At 68.2% G+C, this 23,596-nt stretch carries 20 protein-coding genes and 1 tRNA gene; 16 read left to right on the plus strand and 5 right to left on the minus strand.

Annotated elements, in window-relative coordinates:
- Positions 1–16: 16 nt before the first annotated feature.
- Both AAIL17_RS08130 and AAIL17_RS08135 read left to right on the plus strand, forming a co-directional pair.
- Positions 17–1,741 (plus strand): ArnT family glycosyltransferase, encoded by a 1,725-nt coding sequence (locus AAIL17_RS08130; RefSeq protein WP_424682324.1) that lies wholly within the window; start codon positions 17–19, stop codon positions 1,739–1,741.
- Complete coding sequence (locus AAIL17_RS08135) at positions 1,738–3,045, plus strand: O-antigen ligase family protein (RefSeq protein ID WP_424682325.1); 1,308 nt, start codon at positions 1,738–1,740, stop codon at positions 3,043–3,045. Before AAIL17_RS08130 ends, AAIL17_RS08135 begins: the two co-directional genes overlap by 4 nt.
- Here the strand turns inward: AAIL17_RS08135 and AAIL17_RS08140 are convergent.
- On the minus strand, positions 3,008–3,775 hold the full coding sequence (locus AAIL17_RS08140; protein ID WP_424682326.1) for a glycosyltransferase family 2 protein: 768 nt from the start codon (positions 3,773–3,775) through the stop codon (positions 3,008–3,010). The two genes, AAIL17_RS08135 and AAIL17_RS08140, sit on opposite strands and share 38 nt — an antisense overlap.
- Before the next feature lie 64 nt (positions 3,776–3,839).
- On the opposite strand from AAIL17_RS08140, the gene AAIL17_RS08145 reads away from it, so the two are divergent.
- The 3 genes from AAIL17_RS08145 (at position 3,840) to AAIL17_RS08155 (ending at position 6,989) form a co-directional block, all read left to right on the plus strand.
- Positions 3,840–4,883: a CDP-glycerol glycerophosphotransferase family protein gene (locus AAIL17_RS08145; RefSeq protein WP_424682327.1), complete on the plus strand. Its 1,044-nt coding sequence runs from the start codon at positions 3,840–3,842 to the stop codon at positions 4,881–4,883.
- 73 nt (positions 4,884–4,956) lie between these two features.
- A complete protein-coding gene (locus tag AAIL17_RS08150; RefSeq protein WP_424682328.1) occupies positions 4,957–6,663 on the plus strand; it encodes an ArnT family glycosyltransferase in 1,707 nt (568 codons plus the stop codon).
- On the plus strand, positions 6,660–6,989 hold the full coding sequence (locus AAIL17_RS08155; protein ID WP_424682329.1) for a tetratricopeptide repeat protein: 330 nt from the start codon (positions 6,660–6,662) through the stop codon (positions 6,987–6,989). Before AAIL17_RS08150 ends, AAIL17_RS08155 begins: the two co-directional genes overlap by 4 nt.
- A gap of 56 nt (positions 6,990–7,045) precedes the next feature.
- Here the strand turns inward: AAIL17_RS08155 and AAIL17_RS08160 are convergent, their stop codons facing one another.
- Positions 7,046–7,936 carry a lipid A biosynthesis acyltransferase gene (locus AAIL17_RS08160; protein WP_424682330.1) on the minus strand — a complete coding sequence of 297 codons (891 nt, stop codon included), beginning with the start codon at positions 7,934–7,936 and terminating at the stop codon, positions 7,046–7,048.
- A gap of 117 nt (positions 7,937–8,053) precedes the next feature.
- Here AAIL17_RS08160 and dtd point away from each other — a divergent pair, with 117 nt between their 5' ends.
- From dtd to AAIL17_RS08205, 9 genes are all read left to right on the plus strand, one after another.
- A complete protein-coding gene (dtd, locus tag AAIL17_RS08165; protein WP_424682331.1) occupies positions 8,054–8,497 on the plus strand; it encodes a D-aminoacyl-tRNA deacylase in 444 nt (147 codons plus the stop codon).
- Between the two features lie 164 nt (positions 8,498–8,661).
- Positions 8,662–10,527, plus strand: a complete 1,866-nt coding sequence (gene rpoD, locus AAIL17_RS08170; RefSeq protein ID WP_424682332.1) for an RNA polymerase sigma factor RpoD — start codon at positions 8,662–8,664, stop codon at positions 10,525–10,527.
- A gap of 148 nt (positions 10,528–10,675) precedes the next feature.
- A tRNA-Ile gene (locus AAIL17_RS08175) sits at positions 10,676–10,751 on the plus strand.
- Positions 10,752–10,919: 168 nt separating this feature from the next.
- Positions 10,920–11,876, plus strand: a complete 957-nt coding sequence (locus AAIL17_RS08180) for a cupin domain-containing protein (RefSeq protein WP_424682333.1) — start codon at positions 10,920–10,922, stop codon at positions 11,874–11,876.
- A gap of 179 nt (positions 11,877–12,055) precedes the next feature.
- A complete protein-coding gene (locus tag AAIL17_RS08185; RefSeq protein WP_424682334.1) occupies positions 12,056–12,802 on the plus strand; it encodes a nitroreductase family protein in 747 nt (248 codons plus the stop codon).
- Positions 12,803–12,940: 138 nt separating this feature from the next.
- Entirely contained in the window at positions 12,941–13,390 is a 450-nt protein-coding gene (locus tag AAIL17_RS08190) for a carboxymuconolactone decarboxylase family protein (protein WP_424682335.1), read from the plus strand.
- A 40-nt stretch (positions 13,391–13,430) separates the two neighbouring features.
- On the plus strand, positions 13,431–14,123 hold the full coding sequence (locus AAIL17_RS08195; protein WP_424682336.1) for an FMN-dependent NADH-azoreductase: 693 nt from the start codon (positions 13,431–13,433) through the stop codon (positions 14,121–14,123).
- Between the two features lie 59 nt (positions 14,124–14,182).
- A complete protein-coding gene (locus tag AAIL17_RS08200; protein ID WP_424682337.1) occupies positions 14,183–14,671 on the plus strand; it encodes a DUF3788 domain-containing protein in 489 nt (162 codons plus the stop codon).
- A gap of 74 nt (positions 14,672–14,745) precedes the next feature.
- Positions 14,746–15,663 carry an NADP-dependent oxidoreductase gene (locus AAIL17_RS08205; protein ID WP_424682338.1) on the plus strand — a complete coding sequence of 306 codons (918 nt, stop codon included), beginning with the start codon at positions 14,746–14,748 and terminating at the stop codon, positions 15,661–15,663.
- Positions 15,664–15,757: 94 nt separating this feature from the next.
- Here AAIL17_RS08205 and AAIL17_RS08210 read toward each other — a convergent pair whose 3' ends face one another.
- The 3 genes from AAIL17_RS08210 to AAIL17_RS08220 form a co-directional block, all read right to left on the minus strand.
- Positions 15,758–17,056, minus strand: a complete 1,299-nt coding sequence (locus AAIL17_RS08210; RefSeq protein WP_424682339.1) for a PQQ-dependent sugar dehydrogenase — start codon at positions 17,054–17,056, stop codon at positions 15,758–15,760.
- Between the two features lie 237 nt (positions 17,057–17,293).
- Positions 17,294–18,295: an aldo/keto reductase gene (locus AAIL17_RS08215; RefSeq protein ID WP_424682340.1), complete on the minus strand. Its 1,002-nt coding sequence runs from the start codon at positions 18,293–18,295 to the stop codon at positions 17,294–17,296.
- Positions 18,262–19,200: an EamA family transporter gene (locus AAIL17_RS08220; protein ID WP_424682341.1), complete on the minus strand. Its 939-nt coding sequence runs from the start codon at positions 19,198–19,200 to the stop codon at positions 18,262–18,264. Before AAIL17_RS08220 ends, AAIL17_RS08215 begins: the two co-directional genes overlap by 34 nt.
- Positions 19,201–19,293: 93 nt before the next feature.
- Between AAIL17_RS08220 and AAIL17_RS08225 the strand changes: the two genes are divergently transcribed.
- Both AAIL17_RS08225 and AAIL17_RS08230 read left to right on the plus strand, forming a co-directional pair.
- Positions 19,294–19,764: an Lrp/AsnC family transcriptional regulator gene (locus AAIL17_RS08225; RefSeq protein ID WP_424682342.1), complete on the plus strand. Its 471-nt coding sequence runs from the start codon at positions 19,294–19,296 to the stop codon at positions 19,762–19,764.
- Between the two features lie 625 nt (positions 19,765–20,389).
- Positions 20,390–23,509, plus strand: coding sequence for a TonB-dependent receptor (locus AAIL17_RS08230; protein WP_424682343.1), 3,120 nt, complete (start codon positions 20,390–20,392; stop codon positions 23,507–23,509).
- The last annotated feature ends 87 nt before the right edge of the window (positions 23,510–23,596 follow it).

The raw sequence follows: 23,596 nt of genomic DNA on the forward strand, positions 1-23,596 counted from the left end.
CTGCACGGATCGCTTCATGTCCCCTCCCCACGCCAGCCCACAGGACCGCCGCCGCTTCTGGCTGCTGATGCTGATCGCCCTGGTGGTGATCGGTGCGGGCATCGGCATGCGTGATCCGTGGCCCTCGGACGAACCGCGCTTCACCCTCGCCGCCAAGCAGATGGTCGAGGGCGGCGATTGGCTGTTCCCGCACCGCGGCAGCGAGCTGTACGCCGACAAGCCGCCGGTGCTGATGTGGACCGAGGCGGTGAGCTTCGAGCTGGTGCGCAACTGGCGCATCGCCTTTCTGCTGCCCTCGCTGCTGGCGGCGCTGGGCACGCTCGCGCTCATCTACGACCTGGGCCGGCGGCTGTGGAACCGGCAGGTCGGCCTGTACGCCGCGGCTGGCCTGCTGCTGGCGTTCCAGTTCGTCTACCAGGTCAAGCGCGCGCAGATCGACCCGCTGGTGATGTTCCTGATCACCGCCGGCAACTGGGGCCTGCTCACGCACATGCTGCGCGGACCGAACTGGCGTGCCTACTGGCTGGGCTGCTTCTGCGCCGGGCTGGGGGTGATCACCAAGGGCGTCGGCTTCCTGCCGTTGCTGCTGCTGCTGCCGTACGCGTTCGCGCTGCGCGGCGGCTGGGATGGCGCGGTACGGATGGGCAAGGGCCAGGCGATGCGCTGGTGGCTGGGCCTGCCCGCCGTGCTGGCGGCGATCGCGCTGTGGCTCGTGCCGATGCTGCTGGCGGCGCGCGCGCATGACGGCAATCCGGCGTACGCCGCCTACGTGCAGGACATCCTGTTCCACCAGACCGCCGACCGCTACGCCAAGTCGTGGGGACACATCCACTCGCCGTTCTATTACCTGCCGATCGTGCTGTTCAGCTGGCTGCCGCTGTCGCTCGCCTATCCGGGCACGCTGCCGCGCTGGTGGCGCGCGCTCAAGGCGAAGGATGCGCGCGTGCTGCTGCCGCTGGGCTGGGCGGTGCTGGTGCTGGTGTTCTTCTCGATCCCGGCCGGCAAGCGCGACGTCTACATCCTGCCGGTGCTGCCGATGGTCGCGCTGGTGAGCGCGCCGTTCCTGGACGAGCTGGTGCGCACGCGCTGGCTGCGCACCGCGGGACTGGCCTTCATCGGCCTGTTCGGCACGCTGCTGCTGGTGGCGGGTGCCTATGCGCTCATTGCGCATCCGCCGGCGGCGACGCAATGGGCGCAGCGGCGCGGCTTCGACGGTGGCGCACAGGCCCTGTTCGGCTGGATGGCGGTGATCGGCGCGGTCCAACTGGCGCTGGTGGCTGCGCTGCGCCTGCGCGGCGCCGTGTGGGCGGTGGGCGGCGGCATGGCCGCGCTGTGGCTGGGCTGGAGCGTCGGCATCGCGCCGCAGCTCAACGATTCCAGTTCCGCCGCCGGCCTGATGGCCAAGGTGCGGGCGCAACTCGCGCCGGGCGACCAGATCGGGCTGGTGGCGTGGAAGGAGCAGAACCTGCTGATGCTCGACCATCCTGCAACGGACTTCGGCTTCACCCGTCCCTGGACGGAGCAATACGCCGATGCCGTCGCGTGGCAGGCGAAGGACCGGGCGCACCGCTGGTTGTTCGTGCAGGAACCGGCGATGGGCGCATGCGTGCAGCGTGACCGCGCCATCGACCTGGGCCACGCCAACCGCCGCGAATGGTGGCTGTTCAAAGCCGACGCGGTGATCCCGGGTTGCGTGCCCGATCCGTCCGCCGAAGCGGCCGACGCCAAGGTGCCGGAATGAACGCGCACAGCCACGACGTGGCGGTGTCCCACGACGGAACCGCGCGCCGCACCTGGCACAACTGGCCAACCTGGACGCTGTCGGCGCTGGTTGCCCTGCTGCCGTTGTCCTTCTCGATCGAGCCGGGCATCAAGGCCTTGCCGGTGGCGCTGCTGTTTTTCAGCGGCCTCGCCCTGCTGCGGCACGCGCCGGTGCGCCAGGACTACCGCACGGCCGCGCCGGTGATGGCGGCGGCACTGCTGCTGATCGTGCTCGATATCATCAACGTGTTGTGGCATGGACTGGGCTGGCGCCCGCTCGACCATGCCGCGCACGTGCTGCTGTACGTGGTGGTGGCGGCCGTGTTCGGGCGTTGCCTGCGCATGGAACTGGTGTGGTCCGGCTTCAGCCTGACCGCGATCACGCTGGGCGCGGTCTGCCTGGTGCAGCACTACGCAATGGGGATTCCACGCGCCTATGGTCTCAACGGCGGCGGCTCCAGCGCCATCGAGTGCGCCACGCTGCTGCTCGGGCTGTCGTTGCTGGCGCTGGTGCGCCTGCTGTATGCGCGGATGCTGAGCTGGCGCTGGTGGTTGCATGGCGCGGGCATGGCATTCGGCATGTACGGCGCGTTGTTGACGCAGAGCCGTGGCCCGCTGCTGGCCTTCGTGCCGGCCTTCCTGCTGGTGCTGCTGGTGCAGGCCCGGCGCACCCGCCGCTGGCGCTGGAGCCTGGCGCTCGGTGCCACGGTGTGCCTGGGCGGCGCGATCGCCACCACGACATTACATGGCGCCATGCTGGCCCGCTTCACCAGCATCCAGCAGGAAGTGGCAGGCTTCGACCAGGGCGATCCGGATGGTTCGATCGGCGAGCGGCTGGAGATGTGGCGTACTGCGCTGCGGGCCTTTGCCGAGCATCCGTTGGCCGGCATCGGTGTCGACCGGTACGCCGACTATGCGAAGGCCGAGATCGCTGCCGGCCGCAGCGATCCCGCGATCGCCCGCTACAACCAGCCGCACAACGAGTACCTGCGCGCGCTGGCCACCGGCGGACTGCCCCTGCTGCTGGCGGTGCTGGCGATGTTCGGCCTGGCGCTGCGCCATTTCGCGCGCTGGGCGTGGCACCCCGACGACACCATCGCCGGCACCGCGACCGCGGGCCTGGCAATCGTCATGTTGTACCTGTTCTGCGCATTGGGCGAGAGCGTGTTCTATCGCGTGATGTCGCAGTCGTTCTTCTTCTTCCTGGTGCTCGGGCTGGCGCTGCGGTTGGGCTACCAGATTCGCCTCAGGGACGCTGGCCGCGCTCCAGCAGCCAGAGCTTGAGGAATTTGCGCCGCACGTATTCCACGCGTACCAGCGCGTAGAGCAGGCCACGCCAGCCGTCCAGGAAGCCGCCGCGCAGCACGTAGCCGCGCACGAAGCGCCACCACGGGTTGAGCAGGATGTGCCGCAAGCGGGCGCGCTTGCCGCGGGCATGCAGGTGCTCGGCCATCATCTGTGCATAGCGCTCCTGCTTGGCCAGTTGCTCGGAGAGCGAGCGGTATGGATGGTGTTCGAGGTTGCCGGCCAGCGTGCGCGCCCGGCCATCGACGCTGACCGCTTCGTGGATCTCCCGCTCGCCGCGCCAGCCGCCGTGGCGACGGTCGAACAGGCGCAGCACGCGGTCCGGATAGGCGTTGCCGTGGCGCAGGAAGGCGCCGAAATATTCGGACAGGCGCGCGAATCGGTAGCCCGCAGCATCGACGAAGCCCTGCTCGCGGACCGCCTCGATGCTCTGCCGCAGGGTCGCGTCGACTCGCTCGTCCGCATCCAGGCACAGCACCCAGTCGTGGCGCGCCTGTTCCACTGCAAAGGCCTTCTGGCTGCGGAAGCCGTCGAATGTCCGCTGCAACACGCGCGCCCCATGGGCTTGCGCGCGGGCGCAGGTGTCGTCGGTGGAACCGGAATCCACCACCACTATCTCGTCGCAGAAGACGAGCGAGGCCAGGCAATCGTCGATGCGGTCGGCCTCGTTGAACGTGATGATGCAGGCGGAGATCGGAACGCGGCTCATCTAAAGACCGACCGGAAGGATGGTGGCGGCATAATGCCAGCTTGTCCCTGCGCGATGCCCCACGATGGATGCGTGCCTGCTGTTCGCCACCGAGCTTTATGCGTTGCCGATCCTGCGTCCGCTGGCCGCGGCGGCGCAGCGCGCGGGCCAGCGCGTGGGCTGGGTGGTGCCCGAGGCGGTGACCGACTACCTGCGTGAGGATGAGCTGCGCCTGCGCTCCGCGCGTGCGGTGCGTGAGCTGGCGCCGCAGGCGGTGTTCTGCGCCGCCAACTGGGTGCCGCCGGCGTTCCCCGGCGCCAAGGTGCAGGTGTTCCACGGCTTCAACGCGGAAAAGCGCGAGCCCGGCCGCGGCCACTTCCGTCTGCGCGGCTTTTTCGACCTGTACTGCACGCAGGGACCGGCGACCACCGCACCGTTCGAGGCGCTGGCGCGCGAGCATCGCTACTTTGCCGTCGCCGAAACCGGCTGGCCGAAGCTCGATCCGCTGTTCGCGCCACCGCCGGATGCACCCTCGCTGCGTCCCGCGGACGGCAAGCCGGTGGCGATGTACGCGGCCACCTTCACCGAGTCGCTGAGTTCCGCGCGCGCCATGCTGGAGACGCTCGCCGTGCTCACCGCGCGCGGCGACCGGCACTGGCTGCTGACCCTGCATCCCAAGTGCGATCCGGAGCTGATCGCCCGCTACCGCGCGCTCGTAGGCCCATTCGCGCGCTTCTTGGAATCCGACCGCCTGCTGGACATGCTGCGCGCCGCCGACGTGCTGGTCTGCGATACCTCCTCGGTGATCGACGAGTTCGCCGTGCAGCTCAAACCGGTGGTCACGCTGCGCAACCGTCGGCCCAAGCCATTCATGCTCGACGTGCAGGAGCCGATGCAGGTGGACTCGGCGATCGATACCGCGCTCTCCCATCCGCCCACCTTGATGCAGGCGCTGGCCGAGCACGCCGCGGCGATCCACCCGTACCGCGATGGCCGCGCCAGCGAGCGCGTACTCGCCGCCACTAGCCGGCTGCTGGCCGGCGGCTACGGTCCGCTGGCGCGCAAGCCACTGAATCTGTGGCGGCGCTGGCAGGCATCACGTGACGTCCGCCTCCTGTTGCCTGACTGACGCGCCCGCTGCGCCGCGGGCCCCCACGGCGAACAGGCTAAACTTGGGTCATTTCCTCCAGCGACAGCCGCCCGTGCCGCCCAACGCCTACCGCCGTACCGAACACCTGCGCGCCCTGTGGCCGTGGCTGCCGCTGTGGACCGCGGCGGCACTCCTGGCGATCTTCTCGCACGGGCCGATGCCGCTGTATTCGACCCGCACGCTGGCGGTGGCCTGGGAGATGTGGACGCACGGCCACTGGCTGGTGCCGTACAACAACGGCGCGCCGTACAGCGAGAAGGCGCCGCTGCTGTTCTGGATGATCCACGCCGGCTGGTTCGCGTTCGGCGTCAGCGACGTGTGGCCGCGCGTGCTGGAGGTGATCTTCGGCGGCAGCCAGCTGGTGCTGCTGGCGGCGCTGGCGCGGCGGCTGTTCCCGGACCGGCCGTGGGTGGCGCGGGCGGCGCCGTGGATGCTGCTGGCGCTGGGCTATGCGTTCCTGTTCGGCCTGCAGGTCATGTACGACGTGCTGCTCGCAGTCTGGGCGCTGGCGACGCTGCTGTGCCTGACGCGCACGCCCGCGCGCGACGAGCCGCGCTGGTGGCTGTTCGGCATCTGCCTCGGCCTGGGGCTGCTGACCAAGGGCCCGGTGATGGCGCTGCACGTGGTGTTCCCGTGGCTGCTCGGGCCGCTGTGGAACGACTGGGCCAACCAGCACCGCGCGCGCTGGTACGGCCGCGGCCTGCTCGCCTTCCTGCTCGGCTTTGCCATGCTGCTGGCGTGGGCGCTGCCGGCCGGCTTCAGCGGCGGCGAGGCGTACCGGCAACGATTGTTCTTCACCCAGACCGCCGGCCGCGTGGTCAACGCGTTCGACCATGCCCGCCCGGTGTGGTGGTACGTGCTGGCATTGCCGCTGCTGATGTTCCCGTTCAGCGGCTGGCCGCGCGCGTGGGTGGCGCTGGCGCTGCTGCGCCGGCCGCTGGATGCCGGCGTGCGCTTCGCGCTGTGCTGGGTGGTGCCGGTGTTCGTCACCTTCTCGCTGATCAGCGGCAAGCAGCTGTACTACCCGTTGCCGGAGTTCGCCGGCGCCGTGCTGCTCATGGCGGGCGCCATCGCGCTGCTGCGGGAGCGGCGGCCGGAGCTGGCCTACAACGGCTGGCTGGGCACCTGGCCGCTGGCGGTCGGCGGCATCGCCTTCGGCGTGTTCCTGTTCGTACTGCCCTGGCTGGTGGCGGGCGGGCGCCTGCACGGTGAATGGTTCGACACCACCGCCGCCTACAGCCGCTTCTTCGCGGTGGTGTTCTGGCTGCTGGGCGCGCTGCTGCTGCTGCGCGGGCGTGGCGAGATGCGCCGGCTGGCCTTCGCCGGGCTGCTCGGCACGCTGGCGGTCAACACGCTGTTCACGCTCACCCTGTGGCCACGCTACGACCTGACCCCGGCGACCCGGCTGCTGGGCGCAGCCGATGCGCAGAACCGCGCGATCGCCTACACCGGCGTGTACGAGGGCCAGTTCCACTTTGCCGGACGGCTGCAGCATCCGATCACCGAACTGCACGGCGAGGGGGCGATCGCGGCCTTCGCGCGCGCCCACCCGGACGGGCTGATCGTGACCCACCCGGACCACCTGGACGCCGCCGCACTGCGTTATCCGCTGCTGGCGCAGCCGTTCCGCTCCTCCTGGGTGGTGGTCTGGCCGGCCACCGCGTTGGCCGACCTGCGCGCCGGCCATCGGCCGCCCGAGCCGGCCCAGCCCACGCGGATCTTCCCCAATCCGGACGGCCGCTCGCGGCAGTTGCCGTGAATGCGGCGCTGATCGCCGGCTTGCGCGCGCAATGCGGCGGTCCGCGCGACGGCGCGCTGCTGCGTTTCTCGCTGGGCAACGCGTTGCTGGGCGAAGGATCGGCTGCCGAGGCGGCCCAGGAGCTGCGCCGCGCGCTGGATTTCGATCCGGCCTATTCGGCAGCCTGGAAGTTGCTCGGCAAGGCCTGCCTGGCGCTGGACGACCGCGATGGCGCCGCGGCCGCCTGGCGGCAGGGCATCACGGCGGCCAGCCAGCGCGGCGACAAGCAGGCGGAGAAGGAGATGACGGTCTTCCTCCGTCGGCTCACCCCCCCTGCCGACACGTAGGGTGGGCTTCGGCCCACCGGCTCTTCCACGCACGTCGCGGCGGGCTGAAGCCCGCCCTACCGGGTCCGACGGTAGGGATTGGGCAGGCCGTGCCCGGACCAGCGCCGGTAGTGCCACTGGTACTGCACGAACGCCCGTGCCACGCACGCTTCCACGCCGCGGTTCAGCGCCGCGCAAGCGCGTTGCGGATCGGCATCGTCCAGTCCCTCGGGTGCCGGCAGCAGATGAATGCGGAAACCCTTCCCGCGCGGCAACCGCTCGGCGAAGGCGAACAGGACGGCGGCGCCGGTGCGCGCGGCCAGCCGCGGCAGCAGCACCATGGTCAGCGCGTCGCGGCCGAAGAACGGCGCCGGCTCGCCCTCGCCCTCGCGCGGCTTCTGGTCGGGCAGGATGCCGATCGTGCCGCCGGCGGCCAGCCGCTTGTACAGCGTCCGCACGCCGGCGCCCTCGGCACGCACCTGCTCGGGCGCCAGTGCGCCGCGGACCCGGCGCAGCAGCGGCTCGATCGCCGCCAGGCGCGGCGGCCGGTACAGGATGGCCATCGGCATGCGGCTGCACAGCCAGTAGTTGAGCAGCTCCCAGCAGCCCAGGTGCGGCGCAGCGATGATCACGCCCTTGCCGGCCGCCCGCGCGGCATCCAGCAGCTCGGCGCCGCGCACTTCGCGCACCAGATCCAGCGCGCGCGTGGCGCCGGCACCCCAGACCTTGATGATCTCGGTGATCGACTTGCCGCCTTCGGCCATCGCCTCGCGCAGCAGCGCCACGTGCGCCGACCCATCCAGTTCCGGCCGCGCGATCGCCAGGTTCACCGCCGTGTCGCGCGCGGTGCCCCCGTGCCACCACAGCGCCAACCGGCCCATGCCGGCACCCACGGCATGGAGCAGCCGCAGCGGCAGCAGGCCGAACAGGCGCAGCAGGAGGTAGAGCAGGTAGATGTCGGGGCGCATCTTCGGTCCGTCGCTTGCCTGCCGTGAACGCAGGGATAAAGGGAACGACCGCCCTGCCGTTACCGCAGGACGATCCTCTATTCTCGCAGGGACGCCCTGCCTCCGTTACCGCCCTCCATGATCAGCCTGATCCAGCGTGTCAGCTCTGCCAGCGTCGAGGTCGATGGCGCCACCGTGGGCGCGATCGGCCCGGGCCTGCTGGCACTGGTGGCGGTGCAGCCGGACGACGGCGAGGCGCAGACGAAGCGCATGCTGGAACGGCTGCTGGGCTACCGCGTGTTCGCCGACGAGGCGGAACGGATGAACCGCTCGCTCGCCGACACCGGCGGCGGCCTGCTGCTGGTCAGCCAGTTCACCCTGGCGGCGGACACCCGTTCGGGCATGCGCCCGAGCTTCACCTCGGCCGCCCCACCCGAGCATGGCCGGCGCTGGTTCGAGCGGCTGGTGGAGCTGGCCCGCGCCACGCACGGGGGCGGGGTGGAAATCGGGCGCTTCGGTGCCCATATGGAGGTTCGGCTCGTCAACGACGGCCCGGTCACCTTCTGGCTGGAAGTGCCCTGACCGGGAACCCTGCGATTCGATGACTCACGACACGCGACGCACCCGCGCAAACGCCCATGTGGCGCGATTTTTGCGTGTGGGCGCGTTGAATTTTTTCTCCCTTGAACTGGTCAAAAAAGCGCCATATCGCTATACTGATCGGTTCCTGCATCCCGGCGGTAGGTATGAACAACAAAGCTCCCGAGCAACAGTCCGAAATCAAGGCGCTCATCTCCAAGGGCCTGGAACAGGGCTACCTGACGTACGCCGAGATCAACGACCACCTGCCTGACGACATCGTCGATCCGGAGCAGATCGAAGACATCATGGCGGTGCTCAAGGGCGTCGGCATCGAGGTGCACGACGCCGCGCCGGACGCCGACCCGCTGGCCGACAATGCCCCCGGCTCCGGCAACGACGACGAGGCCGCCGCCGAGGAAGCGGTCGCCCTGCTCTCGGCCGTGGACGCCGAAGTGGGCCGCACCACCGACCCGGTGCGCATGTACATGCGCGAGATGGGCACGGTCGAGCTGCTCACCCGCGAGGGCGAGATCGCCATCGCCAAGCGCATCGAGGAAGGCCTCAGCCAGGTGCAGACCGCACTGGCGAGCTTCCCGCTGACCATCGAGCTCTTGCTGGAGGAATACGACCAGCACCTGGACGGCAAGCGCCGCCTGTCCGAGATCCTGGCCGGCTTCGCCGACCTGGAGCAGCTGGCCGACGAAGCGCGTGCCGAAGCCGAGGAGGCCGCCGCCAATGGCGAGGTTCCCGACGACGAGGGCGACGAGGACGAGGACGAGGAGGACACTGAGGAAGAGGAAGCCGGCCCGAGCGGTCCCGACCCGGAAGAGGTCAAGCGCCGCATGGAACTGCTGCGCGACTACTACGCCAAGTTCCAGAAAGCCGCCCCGAAGGCGACCGGCATCACCGACAAGAAGATCGTCAAGCTGCGCGACCAGATGGCCGAGGAGTTCCTCAAGCTCAAGCTGCCGTCCGCGCTGATCGACAGCTTCGTGCGCAAGCTGCGCGAAGTGGTGGGCGACATCCGCCACCACGAGCGCGTGCTGATGGACATCTTCGTCAAGCAGGTGAAGATGCCCAAGGCCGAGTTCCTCAAGACCTTCCCGAGCAACGAAGGCAACGTCGAGTGGGCCGCCGAGCTGTCGCGCAAGCGCCAGAAGTGGTCGCCCAACGTCAAGACGCACCGCGAGGCGATCGATGCCGAGCAGGACAAGCTCGCCGCGATCGAGAAGAAGCTGTTCCTGCCGCTGACCGACATCAAGGAAATCAACCGCGCCATGTCGATCGGCGAGGCCAAGGCCCGCCGCGCCAAGAAGGAGATGGTCGAGGCGAACCTGCGCCTGGTGATCTCCATCGCCAAGAAGTACACCAACCGCGGCCTGCAGTTCTTGGACCTGATCCAGGAGGGCAACATCGGCCTGATGAAGGCGGTGGACAAGTTCGAATACCGCCGCGGCTACAAGTTCTCGACCTACGCCACCTGGTGGATCCGCCAGGCGATCACCCGCTCGATCGCCGACCAGGCGCGCACCATCCGCATCCCGGTGCACATGATCGAGACGATCAACAAGTTGAACCGCATCTCCCGCCAGATGCTCCAGCAGTTCGGCCGCGAGCCGACGCCGGAGGAGCTGGCCAAGGAGATGGAGATGCCCGAGGACAAGATCCGCAAGGTGCTCAAGATCGCCAAGGAACCCATCTCGATGGAGACCCCGATCGGCGACGACGAAGATTCGCATCTGGGCGACTTCATCGAGGACACCAATGCCTCCTCGCCGATCGAGTCGGCGACCGAGACGGGCCTGATGGAGACCGTGCGCGACGTGCTCGCCGGCCTCACCCCGCGGGAGGCGAAGGTGCTGCGCATGCGCTTCGGCATCGACATGAACACCGACCACACCCTCGAGGAAGTCGGCAAGCAGTTCGACGTCACCCGCGAGCGCATCCGCCAGATCGAGGCCAAGGCGCTGCGCAAGCTGCGCCACCCGAGCCGTTCGGAGCAACTTCGCTCGTTCCTCGACCTCGAGTAAGCGCAAGCCAAGAGCACCACCCGACGCCCGCCTCGCGCGGGCGTCGTCGTTTCTGGCGGCACCCGCAGCCCATGGCGGCGCGCGTTGGCTCCGCCGCACGCTGCCGCTACCATGCACTCCCGCCTGCAACGGGCGGCGCACTGCAATCGGGCCTATAGCTCAATGGTTAGAGCAGGGGACTCATAATCCCTTGGTTCCAGGTTCGAGTCCTGGTGGGCCCACCATACGGATCAGTCGTCAGCCCCTGTCGTTCGTTGAACCCGGCCCGCTATCGACTGCCATCGCGGCTACGGCCAGAGGCGCGCTTCGTCTGCGTCCAACGCAGAGCGACCGGTAGGCCGGCGACGACCGCTGCGATAAGGTGTCCGGACGTTTCCGGTTTTCGACGCCCCATGTCCGAAGTCGACTGGCTAAGCCATCTCCTGCGCATCGTCACCGTCACCGGGCAGTTGGAGGTCCGCTGTGCCTATGGCGCACCGTGGCGCGTGACCTGGGAGCAGGCGGCACCAAACGAAATCCCCTACCACGTCATCGTCAGCGGTCGCGCCATCCTGGAGTATCCGCAGACGCGAACGACGCAGGAGCTGGTGGCCGGTGACATCGTTCTGCTGCCTCATGGCGCGGCGCACATGCTCCATGACGGCAGTGGGCAGACACCCGTCCGTACCCATGAACACCAGGGCTCCGCCGGTTGGGTGTTGAGCGAAAACGACGGCCAGGGCGAAAAACTGGACCTGATGTGCGGACGGTTTTTCATCACCCCGCCGCATGACCGGCTGATCCGCAATTACATGCCCGCAAACCTGGTGGCGCGGGGCAGGAACCGACATGGCGAAGACCTCGCAGGCTCCGCCTCCGACCAGTTGGCCGGTCTGGTGCGGCTGATGCGCATGGAGTCCGCCGGTGACCGGGCCGGAGGACGCGCCATTCTCGATGCGCTTTCCTCGGCCCTGTTCACCCTGGTGCTGCGCGCGTCGAGCGAAGGCGAGCAGGCTCCCGAAGGCTTGTTGGCCCTGGCCGGCCATCCGCGACTGGCTCCGGCGATCGCGGCACTGTTCGCCGATCCGGCGCGAGCCTGGAAACTGCCCGACCTGGCGGGCTTGTGCGGCATGTCGCGCGCCACCTTCATGCGGCACTTCCAGGACAGGCTCGGCTGCTCTGCTCTCGATCTGTTGACCGATCTGCGTATGAGCCTGGCTGCGAACGCACTAAAGAAGCCTGCCATCAGCACCGAGGCCGTGGCCGAAGCCGTCGGCTACCAATCCGTTTCCGCGTTCCGCCGCGTGTTTACCGAACGGATGCGCATGACGCCGGGGGAATGGCGCCGACAGGCGCAGCATCGCGCGTAGATTTTCGGCGACACAGGACCGCGCTCCGCGTAGCTGCCCGCGCGCATGGATTGCGGTCGCGTCCCTGCCGCACTTCGATATTGATCCTTTTGAGGATGATGTTGCGCCGATTCGATCTCGAAGTTCTCGCGCCGGACGATAAAGTGAGCTCCCGTAATCACTGACGAGGGAGCCACTCGATGAACTGCACCGCCACCGCCGCCGCCACCGGTTCCGCACGCCGCGCCATCGCAGACGCTTGCGCATTGGCCGGTCACCACGCAGACGTGCTCGCGCCGCATCCGTCCCACCCGGCTGCCGATCCGGCGCCGACGAACGCCGTCATCGAAACCATCCTGAGCCGCAGCGCCGCCAAGTACTACGACTCCGCCGCCACCCTGAGCGACGAACAGATCCGCCACCTCGTGCGGATCGGTACGTCCGCGCCGACCTCCTTCCACCTTCAGAACTGGCGGTTCATCGCCGTGCGCACCCCCGAGGCCAAGGCCCGTCTGCGCCCGATCGCCTGGAACCAGCCTGCGATCACCGACGCCGCCGTGACCTTCGTCGTTATCGGCCAGCTGGCCGACGCCAGCACCGTCCCCGCGCGCCTGGCGCCGGTGGTGGAGGCAGGGATCATGCCGGCGCACGTGGTCCCGGAATGGGAAGCGCCCGCCCGTGGCCTGTATGACGACCAGCCCCAGCGGCAGCGCGACGAGGCGGTGCGCACGGCCACCTTCGGCGCCGCCGCAATCATCTATACCGCCCGCTCACTCGGCCTGGGTTCGACGCCGATGATCGGCTTCGACGCCGAAGCCGTGCATCGCGAGTTCGGCCTGGCCGACGACGAGATCCCCGTGATGCTGCTGACCGTCGGGCCGGAGCGCGCCGGCAACTGGCCGCAGAAGCCGCGCATGCCGTTGGCCGACGTACTGGATTTCGCCTGATTCCCCCGATCAACCCCACACCCCCTATCCAAGGAGTACACCATGTCACGAGCTACTGCCCTGTCGCCGGAACAGGTCCCCGCCACGTCGCGACCGACCCTCGAGGCCTTCACGAGGAACATCGGTTTCACCCCGAACATGATGGCGACCTTCGCGGCAAGCCCGATCGCGTTCAACGCATGGGCCGCCCTGCTGGGTTCGCTGGGCAAGGCGCTGGACGTGAAAACACGTGACAGCATCGGCCTGGCCGTTTCCGAAGTGAACGGCTGCGACTACTGCCTCACCGTGCACAGTTTCACCGCCGAACACATGGCCAGGCTGCCGACGGACGAGATCATCCTCGCCCGAAAAGGCCACGCAAGCGATCCGAAACGCGACGCCGCCGTCCAGTTCGCGCGCAAGGTCATCGAGATGCGCGGCAAGGTCGGCGACGCCGATGTGGCAGCCGTCCGCGATGCCGGCTACACGGAGGCGAACGTGATGGAGATCGTCGCGCTGGTCGCCATGTACTCGCTGACGAACTTCTTCAACAACGTGTTCGATCCTGAGCGGGACTTTGCTCCAGTAGCCCCGGCCGGCTCGATCTGAACCGGTCCCCGCAACCTCCGGAAGCCACGGGAATCGCCACGTGCACATTCTCCACATCGACTGCAGTCCGCGCCGGGAATCGCATAGCCGTGGGCTCTCGGCCGCGATCGTCGGACGGCTTCTGGAGCTTGCCCCCGGCGCCAGCGTCCACCGGCGTGACCTGGGCGCCGAGCCGCTGCCGCACGCGGTCGCCGACTATGCGGTCGCGCTATCGACGCCGGCCACGCTGGCGGCCCCGCCGAAGGGATCGCTGGACGTCTCCGAGATGCTTGTCCGGGAGATCGAATCGGCCGATGTGATCGTCATCGGTACGCCCATGCACAACCACACGATCCCCTCGAATCTCAAGGCGTGGATCGATCAGGTCCTGCGCGTCGGGCGCACGATGAAGTCGACGCCGGCCGGAAAGGTGGGAATGCTGCGTGATCGCCCGGTGTTCATCGGCGTCGCTCCCGGTGGCGTGTTTTCCGGCGAGCGGGCCAATCAGCCTGATTTCCTCACGCCGTACCTGTCGTTGGCGCTCAACTCCATCGGACTGAAGACGCTGCAGTTCCTGCCCCTCCAGGCCACGGCCTTCCTCGACCAGGAGCAGGCGGCATCGGCGAGGGAGGAAGCACTCGCGGCGATCGACCTGACGGTCGTAGGGGAGCGTCGCATCGGGGAATACCGGATGGCGCGGCGCAAGCCCTATGCGGGTCGGCATCACGATCTTCCGGCCTTGGCCGGAGCATGAACGCGAGGTTCTTGACGATGTCACGCACAGCCACGCAAGCAACAACCACCGAGGGCGCCATGCGCCCCCGGATCGGCAGCCGGATCACCGACAAATCCGCGCCACCCGATGACCGCGCCGTCCGCCAATGGATCGGACCCGGAGCGTTCGTTCACTGGGCCGCGTTGCGCGACTGGATCGACGAATCCTATCCGGGAGTTTTCGAACCGGACTGGCTCTACGGCGGCAAGAACCGCGGCTGGTCCCTGCGCTACAAGAAGACCAGGGCGTTGTGCACCCTGGTGCCGGAGTACGGGCGGCTTTCGGCGGTCGTGGTCCTGGGTCGCGCAGAGCGGGAGAAGTTCGAGCAGCGGCGCTATGCCTGGCGCCCGCGATTGGTGAAGCTTTACGACGACGCCAAAGCGTATATCGACGGCAAGTGGCTGACGGTGGCCATCGCATCGACGGACGACCTGCACGAGGCAATGGAGCTTCTGGCGATGAAGCGGCCGCCACCGTCGTCCGGCCATCCGATGCCGGGGACGCTGCGGAGAACGTCGGGCCGATGACCCGTCGGGGAAATCGAAGCGACCTTCACTCGCGCAAGTCATGCAGAACCCATCCCTATCGAGGAGTACGTCCCATGAAAGCGATCGTAGTTACCGATCCGGCGGCTGGGATGGCCGGAATGAAACTGGTGGATCGGCCTGAGCCGCAGGCGGCGATCAACGATGTCGTCGTCGAGATTCACGCGGCAGGATTCGTCAACACCGAACTGGAGTGGCCCTCGACCTGGGCGGACCGAGCCTTCCGTGAGCGGACACCGTCGATCCTCGGCCACGAGCTCGCCGGTGTGGTTGCGGCGCTCGGCTACGGGACCACCGGGCTCTCCATTGGCCAGCGCGTCGTCGGCCTGTCGGACTGGCATCGTGACGGCACGCTCGCCGAGTACATCGCCATGGAGGCGCGCAACCTTGCACCGCTTCCCGGCGACGTCGACTTCACGGTGGGTGCAAGCCTGCCGATCTCGGGCCTCACCGCGTGGCAGGGCCTGTTCCAGCACGGCCGCCTTCAGGCGGGCCAGAGCGTCCTCGCGCACGGCGCGGCCGGCGCCGTCGGTGCGATTGTGACGCAGCTTGCGCGGGAAGCCGGCGCGTATGTCATCGGCACCGGGCGCGCCGCCGACCGCCAGAAGGCCCTCGACTTCGGCGCCCACGAATTCATCGATCTCGGCAGCGAGCGGCTGGAGGACGTCGGCGGCGTCGACCTGGTGTTCGACGTCATCGGCGGCGACATACAGAAGCGGTCCGCCGCGCTCGTCCGGGCCGGGGGAACGCTGGTGACCGTCGTCGGACCGACGGATGTTCGCCCCGCCGACGGCCGCACCATCGATTTCGTCGTCGAGTCCGATCGAGCCCAACTGTCGGAGATCGTCCAGCGGGTGCGGGACGGAAGGCTGCGGACGAACATTGGCAAGGTGTCCTCGCTCGACGAAGCCATCGCAACCTTCCGTTCGACCGAGCGGCGCACGGGAAAGACGGTCATCCGCGTTCGCCCATGAGGTGTGCGACGCGGGGGTCGTCACCCGTCCAGCAAACCGCAGCAAGCGGGAAGGCGCCTACCCGAGAATTTGGTTGACCATCCGCACAGCGCGATCAGTCACGTTCCCGCAGATGGGGGGCGACAGGCCGCGGGAGCATCGCCCGAGCCTGAGGTGCCCGAGGCGCCGGCTTTGTCGACGGCGTGAGGTGATACAGGCCACCGGGTGCGGCGTCCTCCAGGATCCAGAGCGAGCCGTCCGGCGCCTCCTCGATATCGCGGATGCGCTTGCCGAGGGTCCAGCGCTGGACCGCGGTGGCGCCGCCCTTGCCGTCGAACGTGACGCGGATGATTCCCTCGCTGACCAGGCCGCTGATCAGGGCGCTGCCCTTCCATTGCGGAAACAGGCTGCCCTTGTAGAACATGAGATTGCCTGGCGCGATCACCGGCACCCAATAGATCACCGGCTTGGCGAGGTCGGGACGCGTATCGGGACCGGGAATCGGCACGCCGTCGTAGTTGACGCCGTAGGAGACCAGCGGCCAGCCGTAGTTCCTGCCACGCTGGATCAGGTTCAGTTCGTCGCCGCCGCGCGGGCCATGTTCGAGTTCCCACAATCGGCCGTCGGGACCGAAGGCGAGGCCATAGGGTGTGCGGAAGCCGGTGGCCCAGGTCTCGGCCGGCGTCAGGTTGGGTCCGGGGAAGGTATAGGTGCTGACCACCGGCGCCGTCTTGGCTTTTTCGGTATCGGCAGGCGGATCGATCAGCGGGATGGTGTGGGAACCGACTTTTCCTGCCCACGGATTGCCCGGCGCGGGTTTGCCGTCCAGCGTCAGGCGCAGGATCTTGCCTGCGGGCTGGTCGGGGTCCTGCGCGGGAGTGAAGCGCTGGCGGTCGCCCAAGGTGAGGAAGAGGTACTTGCCGTCCGGCGAGAAGGCGATCTGGCCGCCGGGCTGGCCGCCCTTGCCCGTGGGCATCTGGCGCCACAACACCCGGAAGTCTTCCAGCCGGGGTTGCTTGCCATCGAGCGCGAGCCGCCCGCGGCCCAGCTCCACGCCGCCGCCATAGTCGCCCGGCGCGACATAGGTGAGATACACCTGATGGTCAACGGCGTAATGGGGCGACAGGAAGACACCCAGCATGCCGTTCTGGCCCTCGACATAGCTGGCCGGCACGCCGCCGATTTCGGTCTTGGCACCCTGCGGGGTGACCAGATCGACCCGGCCGACCTTCTCGGTCACCAGCATGCGGCCGTCCGGCAGGAACGCGATACGCCAGGGCAGGTCGAAACTCGCCACCTTCGTGATGGTGAAGGGAAGATCGGGATCGGTTTTCTGTTCACCCGCATTGGTCTGCGCATGGGCGACGCCTGTCAGCAGGGCCGCAAGAAAGATCCCGCTTGCCAGCTTCATCATTTGCATGCCTCCTCGCGTCGGGTGAGCTTGGCATCCTGGCGCTCCGGATGCGGAACCGGTGTGATGCTCCTTCCACTCCGGTCACGTCGATGGCCTGGAAGACCGCACCAATATGCGCGCCTTCGCCACGCCCGCCGCAATCGCAACGAATTCTGCATGGCCTGCGGGTCAAGTGCTGCCTCGTCCCGAACACTTTAGCCAGACCCGGGTACCGTGCGCCCACGACGGCTCGTCCGGTCAGTCATCCACGCCGGGAACGGCGACGCCCGCCACCGCCTTCGGGCGATAGGGCGCTTCCAGCGCCTGGACTTCCGTTGCGGGCAATGCCAGGTCGAGCGCGCCGACGGCCTCCTCCAGATGGTGCATGCGGGTGGCGCCCACGATCGGCGCGGTCACCGCCGGTTGCCGCAGCAGCCAGGCGAGCGCGACCTGCGCGCGGGTGGCGCCGAGCCGCGTGGCCACGTCGCCGACGCGGTCGATGACCTGCCGGTCGGCTTCGCGCGTGGCGGCGTAGAGGCCGTCGCCCCAGGGATCGGAGCCACCGCGCACGGTGCTCGGCGCCTCTTCCCAGGCGCGTGCGAGGCGGCCACGGGCGAGCGGGCTCCATGGCACCACGCCGACACCCTGGTCGCGGCAGAGATCGAGCATCTCGCGCTCCTCCTCGCGGTAGAGCAGGTTGTAGTGCGGCTGCATCGACACGAAGCGCGTCCAGCCGTGCAGCGTGGCGGTGAACATTGCCTTGGCGAACTGCCAGGCCATCATGGTGGAGGCGCCGAGGTAGCGCGCCTTGCCGGCCTTGACCACGTCGTGCAGCGCCTCGAGCGTTTCCTCGATCGGCGTGTGCGGATCCCAGCGGTGGATCTGGTAGAGATCGACGTAGTCGGTGCCGAGCCGGCGCAGGCTGGCATCGATCTCGGCCATCACCGCCTTGCGCGAAAGGCCGCGGGCGTTGGCGCCTCCATGCATCGGATAGAACAGCTTGGTCGCGATCACCACCTCCTCGCGCCGAGCGTGGTCGCGCAGCGCGCGGCCGAGCACTTCCTCGCTCGCGCCCTGCGAGTACATGTTGGCGGTGTCGAAGTAGTTGATGCCGAGCTCCAGCGCACGGCGGATGAACCCGCGGCTGTGCGCCTCGTCCAGGTGCCAGGGCCGCTCGCCTGGCGCGACCTCGTAGCTCATGCAGCCGAGGCAGATGCGGGAGACCTTCAGGCCGGAGGCTCCGAGTCGGACGTATTCCATGGGGACACCTCGCGCGAGTGGTGTGGAGAGGATCCGGCCGCGCGCGGGCGATGCAGCGCGACGGCGGCAGCCACCAACCCAATGCCGAGCGTTTCGCGCGGGCCGGGAAACTGGTGCAGCACCAGCGCGCCGACCAGGCAGGCGATCGCCGGCAGCAGCGACAGCAGCAGGGCGAAGCTCGCCCGCGGCAGGCGCGCCATCGCGAACTGGTCGCACACGTACGGAATCACCGAGGAACAGACGCCGACGCCGGCACCGGCGGCGAGCAGCAGGGGGCTGGCCATCGCCGGCAGCGCAGGCAGCAGGCCAAGCAGCGCGGCCGGCAGCAGCGCCACCAGCATCGCGGCAGCAAGCCGGTCGACCGGTTCGCTGCCGTCATGGGTCGCGGCCGCCAGGCGATGCCCGAGCACGATGTAGAGCGTGAACATCGCCGCATTGGCGAAGGCGAACAGCAGGCCCAGCGGCGAGCCGCCCAGGTGGGCGCGCGTCAGCAGAGCCACGCCCGCCGCCGCCAGCGCCAGCGCGACCCGGTTGCGCGGCGTGCGTAACCCGGCCGCCGCCAGCGAAATCGGCCCGATGAACTCGATCGCACCGACGGTAGCCAGCGGCAACCGGTCGATGGCGAGGTAGAAGCAGGCGTTCATGCCGCCGATCGCCAGGCCGAGCCCGGCGATCGTGCGGCGCGTGTGCACGTCCTGCCGCGCCAGGTGGCGCCATGGCCGACGCCATGCGGCAAGCAGCACGGCCGACGTCGCGATCCGCAACCAGGCCACGCCCAGCGGTGCGACGCGGGCGAACAACAGCACGGCAAAGGCCGGTCCGAGGTAGTGGAAGAGCGCGCTCACCACGAACCAGGCAGGCGCGGGAAGCGCGTTGGCGATGGGCTTGTGCGAGGCGCTTTTCATGCCTCCACTTTTGCAAAGCACAGGCGCATCATCCATGGCGTCCTGAAGGCGTGCACCGGCAATTTTTGCCGTTTTCCATGCGAGGTGAGCGCGATGCCTAAGATTTCAAACCTGCTCGCGGATGCGCGCAACGTCGAGCTGTTGGCGGCCTTGCTGGAAGACCCTCGCCAGCCGGTGACGCGCCTGGCCGCGGCCGTCGGGATGTCGGCGCCGGCGGTGAAGGAACGTCTCAACCGGCTGGAGGACGCCGGCGTGATCCGCGGTTGCCGGCTCGAACTGGACCCGGCGGCGCTCGGCTGGCCGATCACCGCCTACGTGCGCGTGCGCCCTGCTCCGGGTCAGTTGTCCAAGATCGCCGACCTCGCCCGCGCGATACCGCAGGTCGCCGAATGCCACCGCGTCACCGGCGAGGATTGCTTCGTCATCAAGGTGCACCTGGACGCGCTCGAACACCTGGACCTGATCCTCGACCAGTTCCTGCAGTACGGCCAGACGACTACGTCGATCGTGCAGTCCACGCCGGTGCCGCTGCGTGCGCCGCCGCTTCCGGCGTCCAGGATTTGAAGCAGGCCGGTTGGCTGGCGCAGCGGCAGGGCTAGCCCCCAGTCGGCCTGACACGAGCCGTCGCGTACCCGGCTGCCGCGCAGGACGATGCCCACCTTCTATACGACGCGTCCGGGTGGAAATGCTCGCGCGGGTGTCGGCTTTTCACGGGGTTCCTCGTAACGCCGCGGTGCCCGCTTGACGAAAGTTTTTGCGAACGTGCCAATCCGGAACGGCGAAACAGGGCGCCGCGGGCCCGCCTTCCGCAAGCGGCTCCATCGCGCCCGGATGCAGGCACGGTAACGTGTTGCGAGGCGTCAGCCCATCGTCGTCTTCACCGGGCTCATCAGCACCCCGGGCAAGCGCGCAACACTTCCATAATCGATGGTTATGGGATGCCTATTTTTTTTCATTGGCTGCTCCTGCCTGCCCGCGACTACGCTCGGCCGCGCCGTGGCCGGCGCTCGTTGTGCTGCGATGAAACGCGTGCCGCCACGCCATGCCTGTGTTCGATCCGCGAGCCTTTCGCATCCGCATGATCCATCGGCTGGAAGTGGTCCGGGCATGGCCCGCCAGGGACGAAGCGACTGACTTCCACGTCCGCAAACGCTGTATCGGGCGTTTCACCAAGTGGAGTGCACATCCCATGAAGAGCCGTTCCCCGCGCGTGCTGCACCCCCTGCACATCCTGCGGCGCAAGGCGCTGCCCCTCGCAGTCGGCTCGATCGCCCTGGGCCTGGCAGGCACCGCCTGGGCGCAGGCGATCAACGGCACCATCTATGGCACCGTGCCGGTGGCGCCCAACGAAACGATCCAGATCAACAACGGCGCGGGCTTCAACCGCACCATCCCGGTGACGTCCTCCGGCCGCTACTCGATCACCGTCCCGGTCGGCACCTACACGGTCTCGCTGTTGCAGGACGGCAGGGTCGTGCAGAGCCGCAGCGAGGTCAGCCCTGCGGCGGCCGGTGCGGTGGCGGTCGACTTCGCATCCTCCGCCGGTGCGGCCAACGCGGTGACCCTTTCCTCGGTCGACGTCACCGCCAACACCATCCCGCCGATCGACGTGACCACCACCAACCAGGTCACTACGATCACCTCCAGGCAGTTGCAGCAGTTGCCGCTGGCGCGTACCGCCGAGGACATCGCCATGCTGGCGCCGGGCGTGAACATGGGTTCGCCCGAGCTCACCGGCGGCCCGCTCGGCACGCCGATCAACGTGTTCGGCGGCGCCTCGACCGCCGAGAACGCGTACTACGTCGACGGCATGAACGTCACCGAGGCGCTCAACAACCAGGGCGGCATCACGCTGCCCTACGGTGCGATCGAGCAGCAGCAGACCTTCATCAGCGGCTACGGCGCCAAGTACGGCCGCTCGATCGGCGGCGTGATCAACCAGATCGGCAAGAGCGGCACCAACGAGTGGCATTTCGGTGCGCGTGCGCTGTGGCAGCCGGCCAGCCTGCGCGCCGACCCGGTCAACTATTACTTCGCCAACCCGCTGTCCACCGACGAGGGCAACCGCCCCGGCGACATCTCGGTGTACCGGCGCGGCAACAGCTACAACGAGACGATCTACGACGCCTACGTCAGCGGCCCGCTGATCAAGGACCGGCTGTTCTTCTTCCTGGGCGCGGAGAAGGACGACACCCGCTACAAGACCACCGACGAGTTCGCCGGCGAGGGCGTCACCAGCAGCTCCTACACCGTCCACGACCCGAAGATCTACGCCAAGCTCAACTGGAACATCAACGACAGCAACGTGCTGACGCTGACCGGCCTGAAGAACTCCCACCGCACCTCGGGTTCCTTCTACGACTTCGACTACGACACCCTCGCGCGCGGCGGCTTCGAAGGCCTGCAGCAGATCAACAAGAACTCGTTCAACGTGTGGGTTGCCAACTACACCTACTACATCACCGACGACCTGACGCTCAACGCGACGATCGGCAAGATGCATGGCGACTACTACTCCGAGCAGCCGGCCTATCCGGGCTTCGACCCCGAGCTCCCGCACATCGCCAGCGCCTCCCTGCAGGATCCGGCCTTCGTGCCGCCGGGCGGCATCCGCAACTCGCAAGGCAATTCGACCTTTTCCGATCCCGAGCACAGCGAGTCGGTGACTAACTACCGCCTCAGCCTGGACTACCGGCTGGGCGACCATGACCTGCAGGCGGGCATCGACAACATCAATTCGCGCGACATCAAGGACGGCTCGCAGAACACCGGCCCGGGCTACCAGTGGATCTACGGCGAGAGCGAGCCCGGCGTACCGGTGTTCGGCACCGATCCGAACGTGCCGCCCTACGTGGCGCCGTCGACCCAGTGCCACGACGGGCACTGCTACTACGTGCAACAGCACGTCGATCTCAGCGTCGCCTCGGTGCGCGTGACCCAGCGCGCCCAGTACGTCGAGGACAACTGGCAGGTCACGCCGAACCTGCTGTTGAACCTGGGCCTGCGCAACGACCAGTTCGTCAACTACGACGCTTCGGGCGAACCCTACATCCGGCTGACCACGCCGCAGTGGGCGCCGCGCCTGGGCTTCAGTTGGGACGTGCACGGCGATTCCAGCTTCAAGGTGTTCGGCAACGCCGGCCGCTACTACCTTGCGTTGCCCTCGCAGGTGGCGCTGTCGATCGCCGCGCCGGTGGTGAACGCCGGCGTGTATGGCACCTACACCGGCATCGATCCGACGACCGGCGAGCCGATCGGCTTCACGCCGCTGCCGCAGAGTCCGTCGAGCGGCGTATCGATCGACAGCGAGTACGGCCAGGCGAAGGATCCGCGCGTGTCGGCCTCGCAGAACATCAAGGCCGAGTTCTCCGACAACTACGTGCTGGGCATGCAGCAGCAGTTTGAGATGATGGGCACGCCGTGGGTGTTCGGCGCCACCGGCACCTACCAGCGGATGAACCGCATCATCGACGACTACGACGCGATCCAGAACGAATGCACGGCCGGGCGCGCGCAGGGCTACGACTGGATGACGCCGGACACCTGCGACCAGTGGGCGCAGAGCCTGGTGCTGGTCAATCCGGGCGTGACCAACCACCTGCTGATGAAGGCGCCGGACGGCTCGCTGGTGCCGGTGACCTTCACCATGCAGGACCAGGGCTTCACCAAGGGGCCGATCCGCCGCTACTACTCGGTCGACCTGTCGCTGGAGCATGCCTGGGACGAGAAGTGGTTCGCCAAGTTCGACTACGTGTTCTCGCGCACCTGGGGCAACACCGAAGGCCCGGTGAGCACGTACTCGCAGCAGGGCGGCTCGTACGAGTCGCTCACCACCGCGTGGGATTTCCCCGAGCGCATGGAATGGTCCAGCGGCGTTCTGCCCAACAGCCGCAAGCACCAGTTCAAGATCTTCGGCGCCTATGCGATCACGCCGGAATGGACGGTCGGCGCCAACCTGTACCTGACCTCGGGCACGCCGCGGCTGTGCCGTGGCGGCTACGGGCCGGACGAGGTGGCGCTGCACGGCTCGCACACCTACTACTGGTGCGCCGGCAAGCCGGTGCCGCCCGGCTCGCTCGGCACGACGCCCTGGGTGCACGACCTGGGCGTCAACCTGGACTACCGGCCGGCGTGGGCGCATCACAAGCTCGACTTCAACCTCGCCGTGTTCAACGTGCTCAACGAACAGACACCGGTGTTCTACAACGACTTCTTCGGCACGACCGGCAGCCCCAACCCCGACTACGGCCGGGTGCAGGACACCCGCTCGCCGCGCAGCACCAGGCTCGCGGTGGCCTACGATTTCTGACCGGAACGCTCGGGTACTCCCCCTCGCCGGGCCATGGGCCCGGCGCTTTTTTTGCGGCCTGCGCGTCGCCTGTGTAGCCTGCGGTTC

Source organism: Frateuria sp. YIM B11624 (assembly GCF_049727805.1).
Lineage (GTDB): Bacteria > Pseudomonadota > Gammaproteobacteria > Xanthomonadales > Rhodanobacteraceae > Frateuria_A.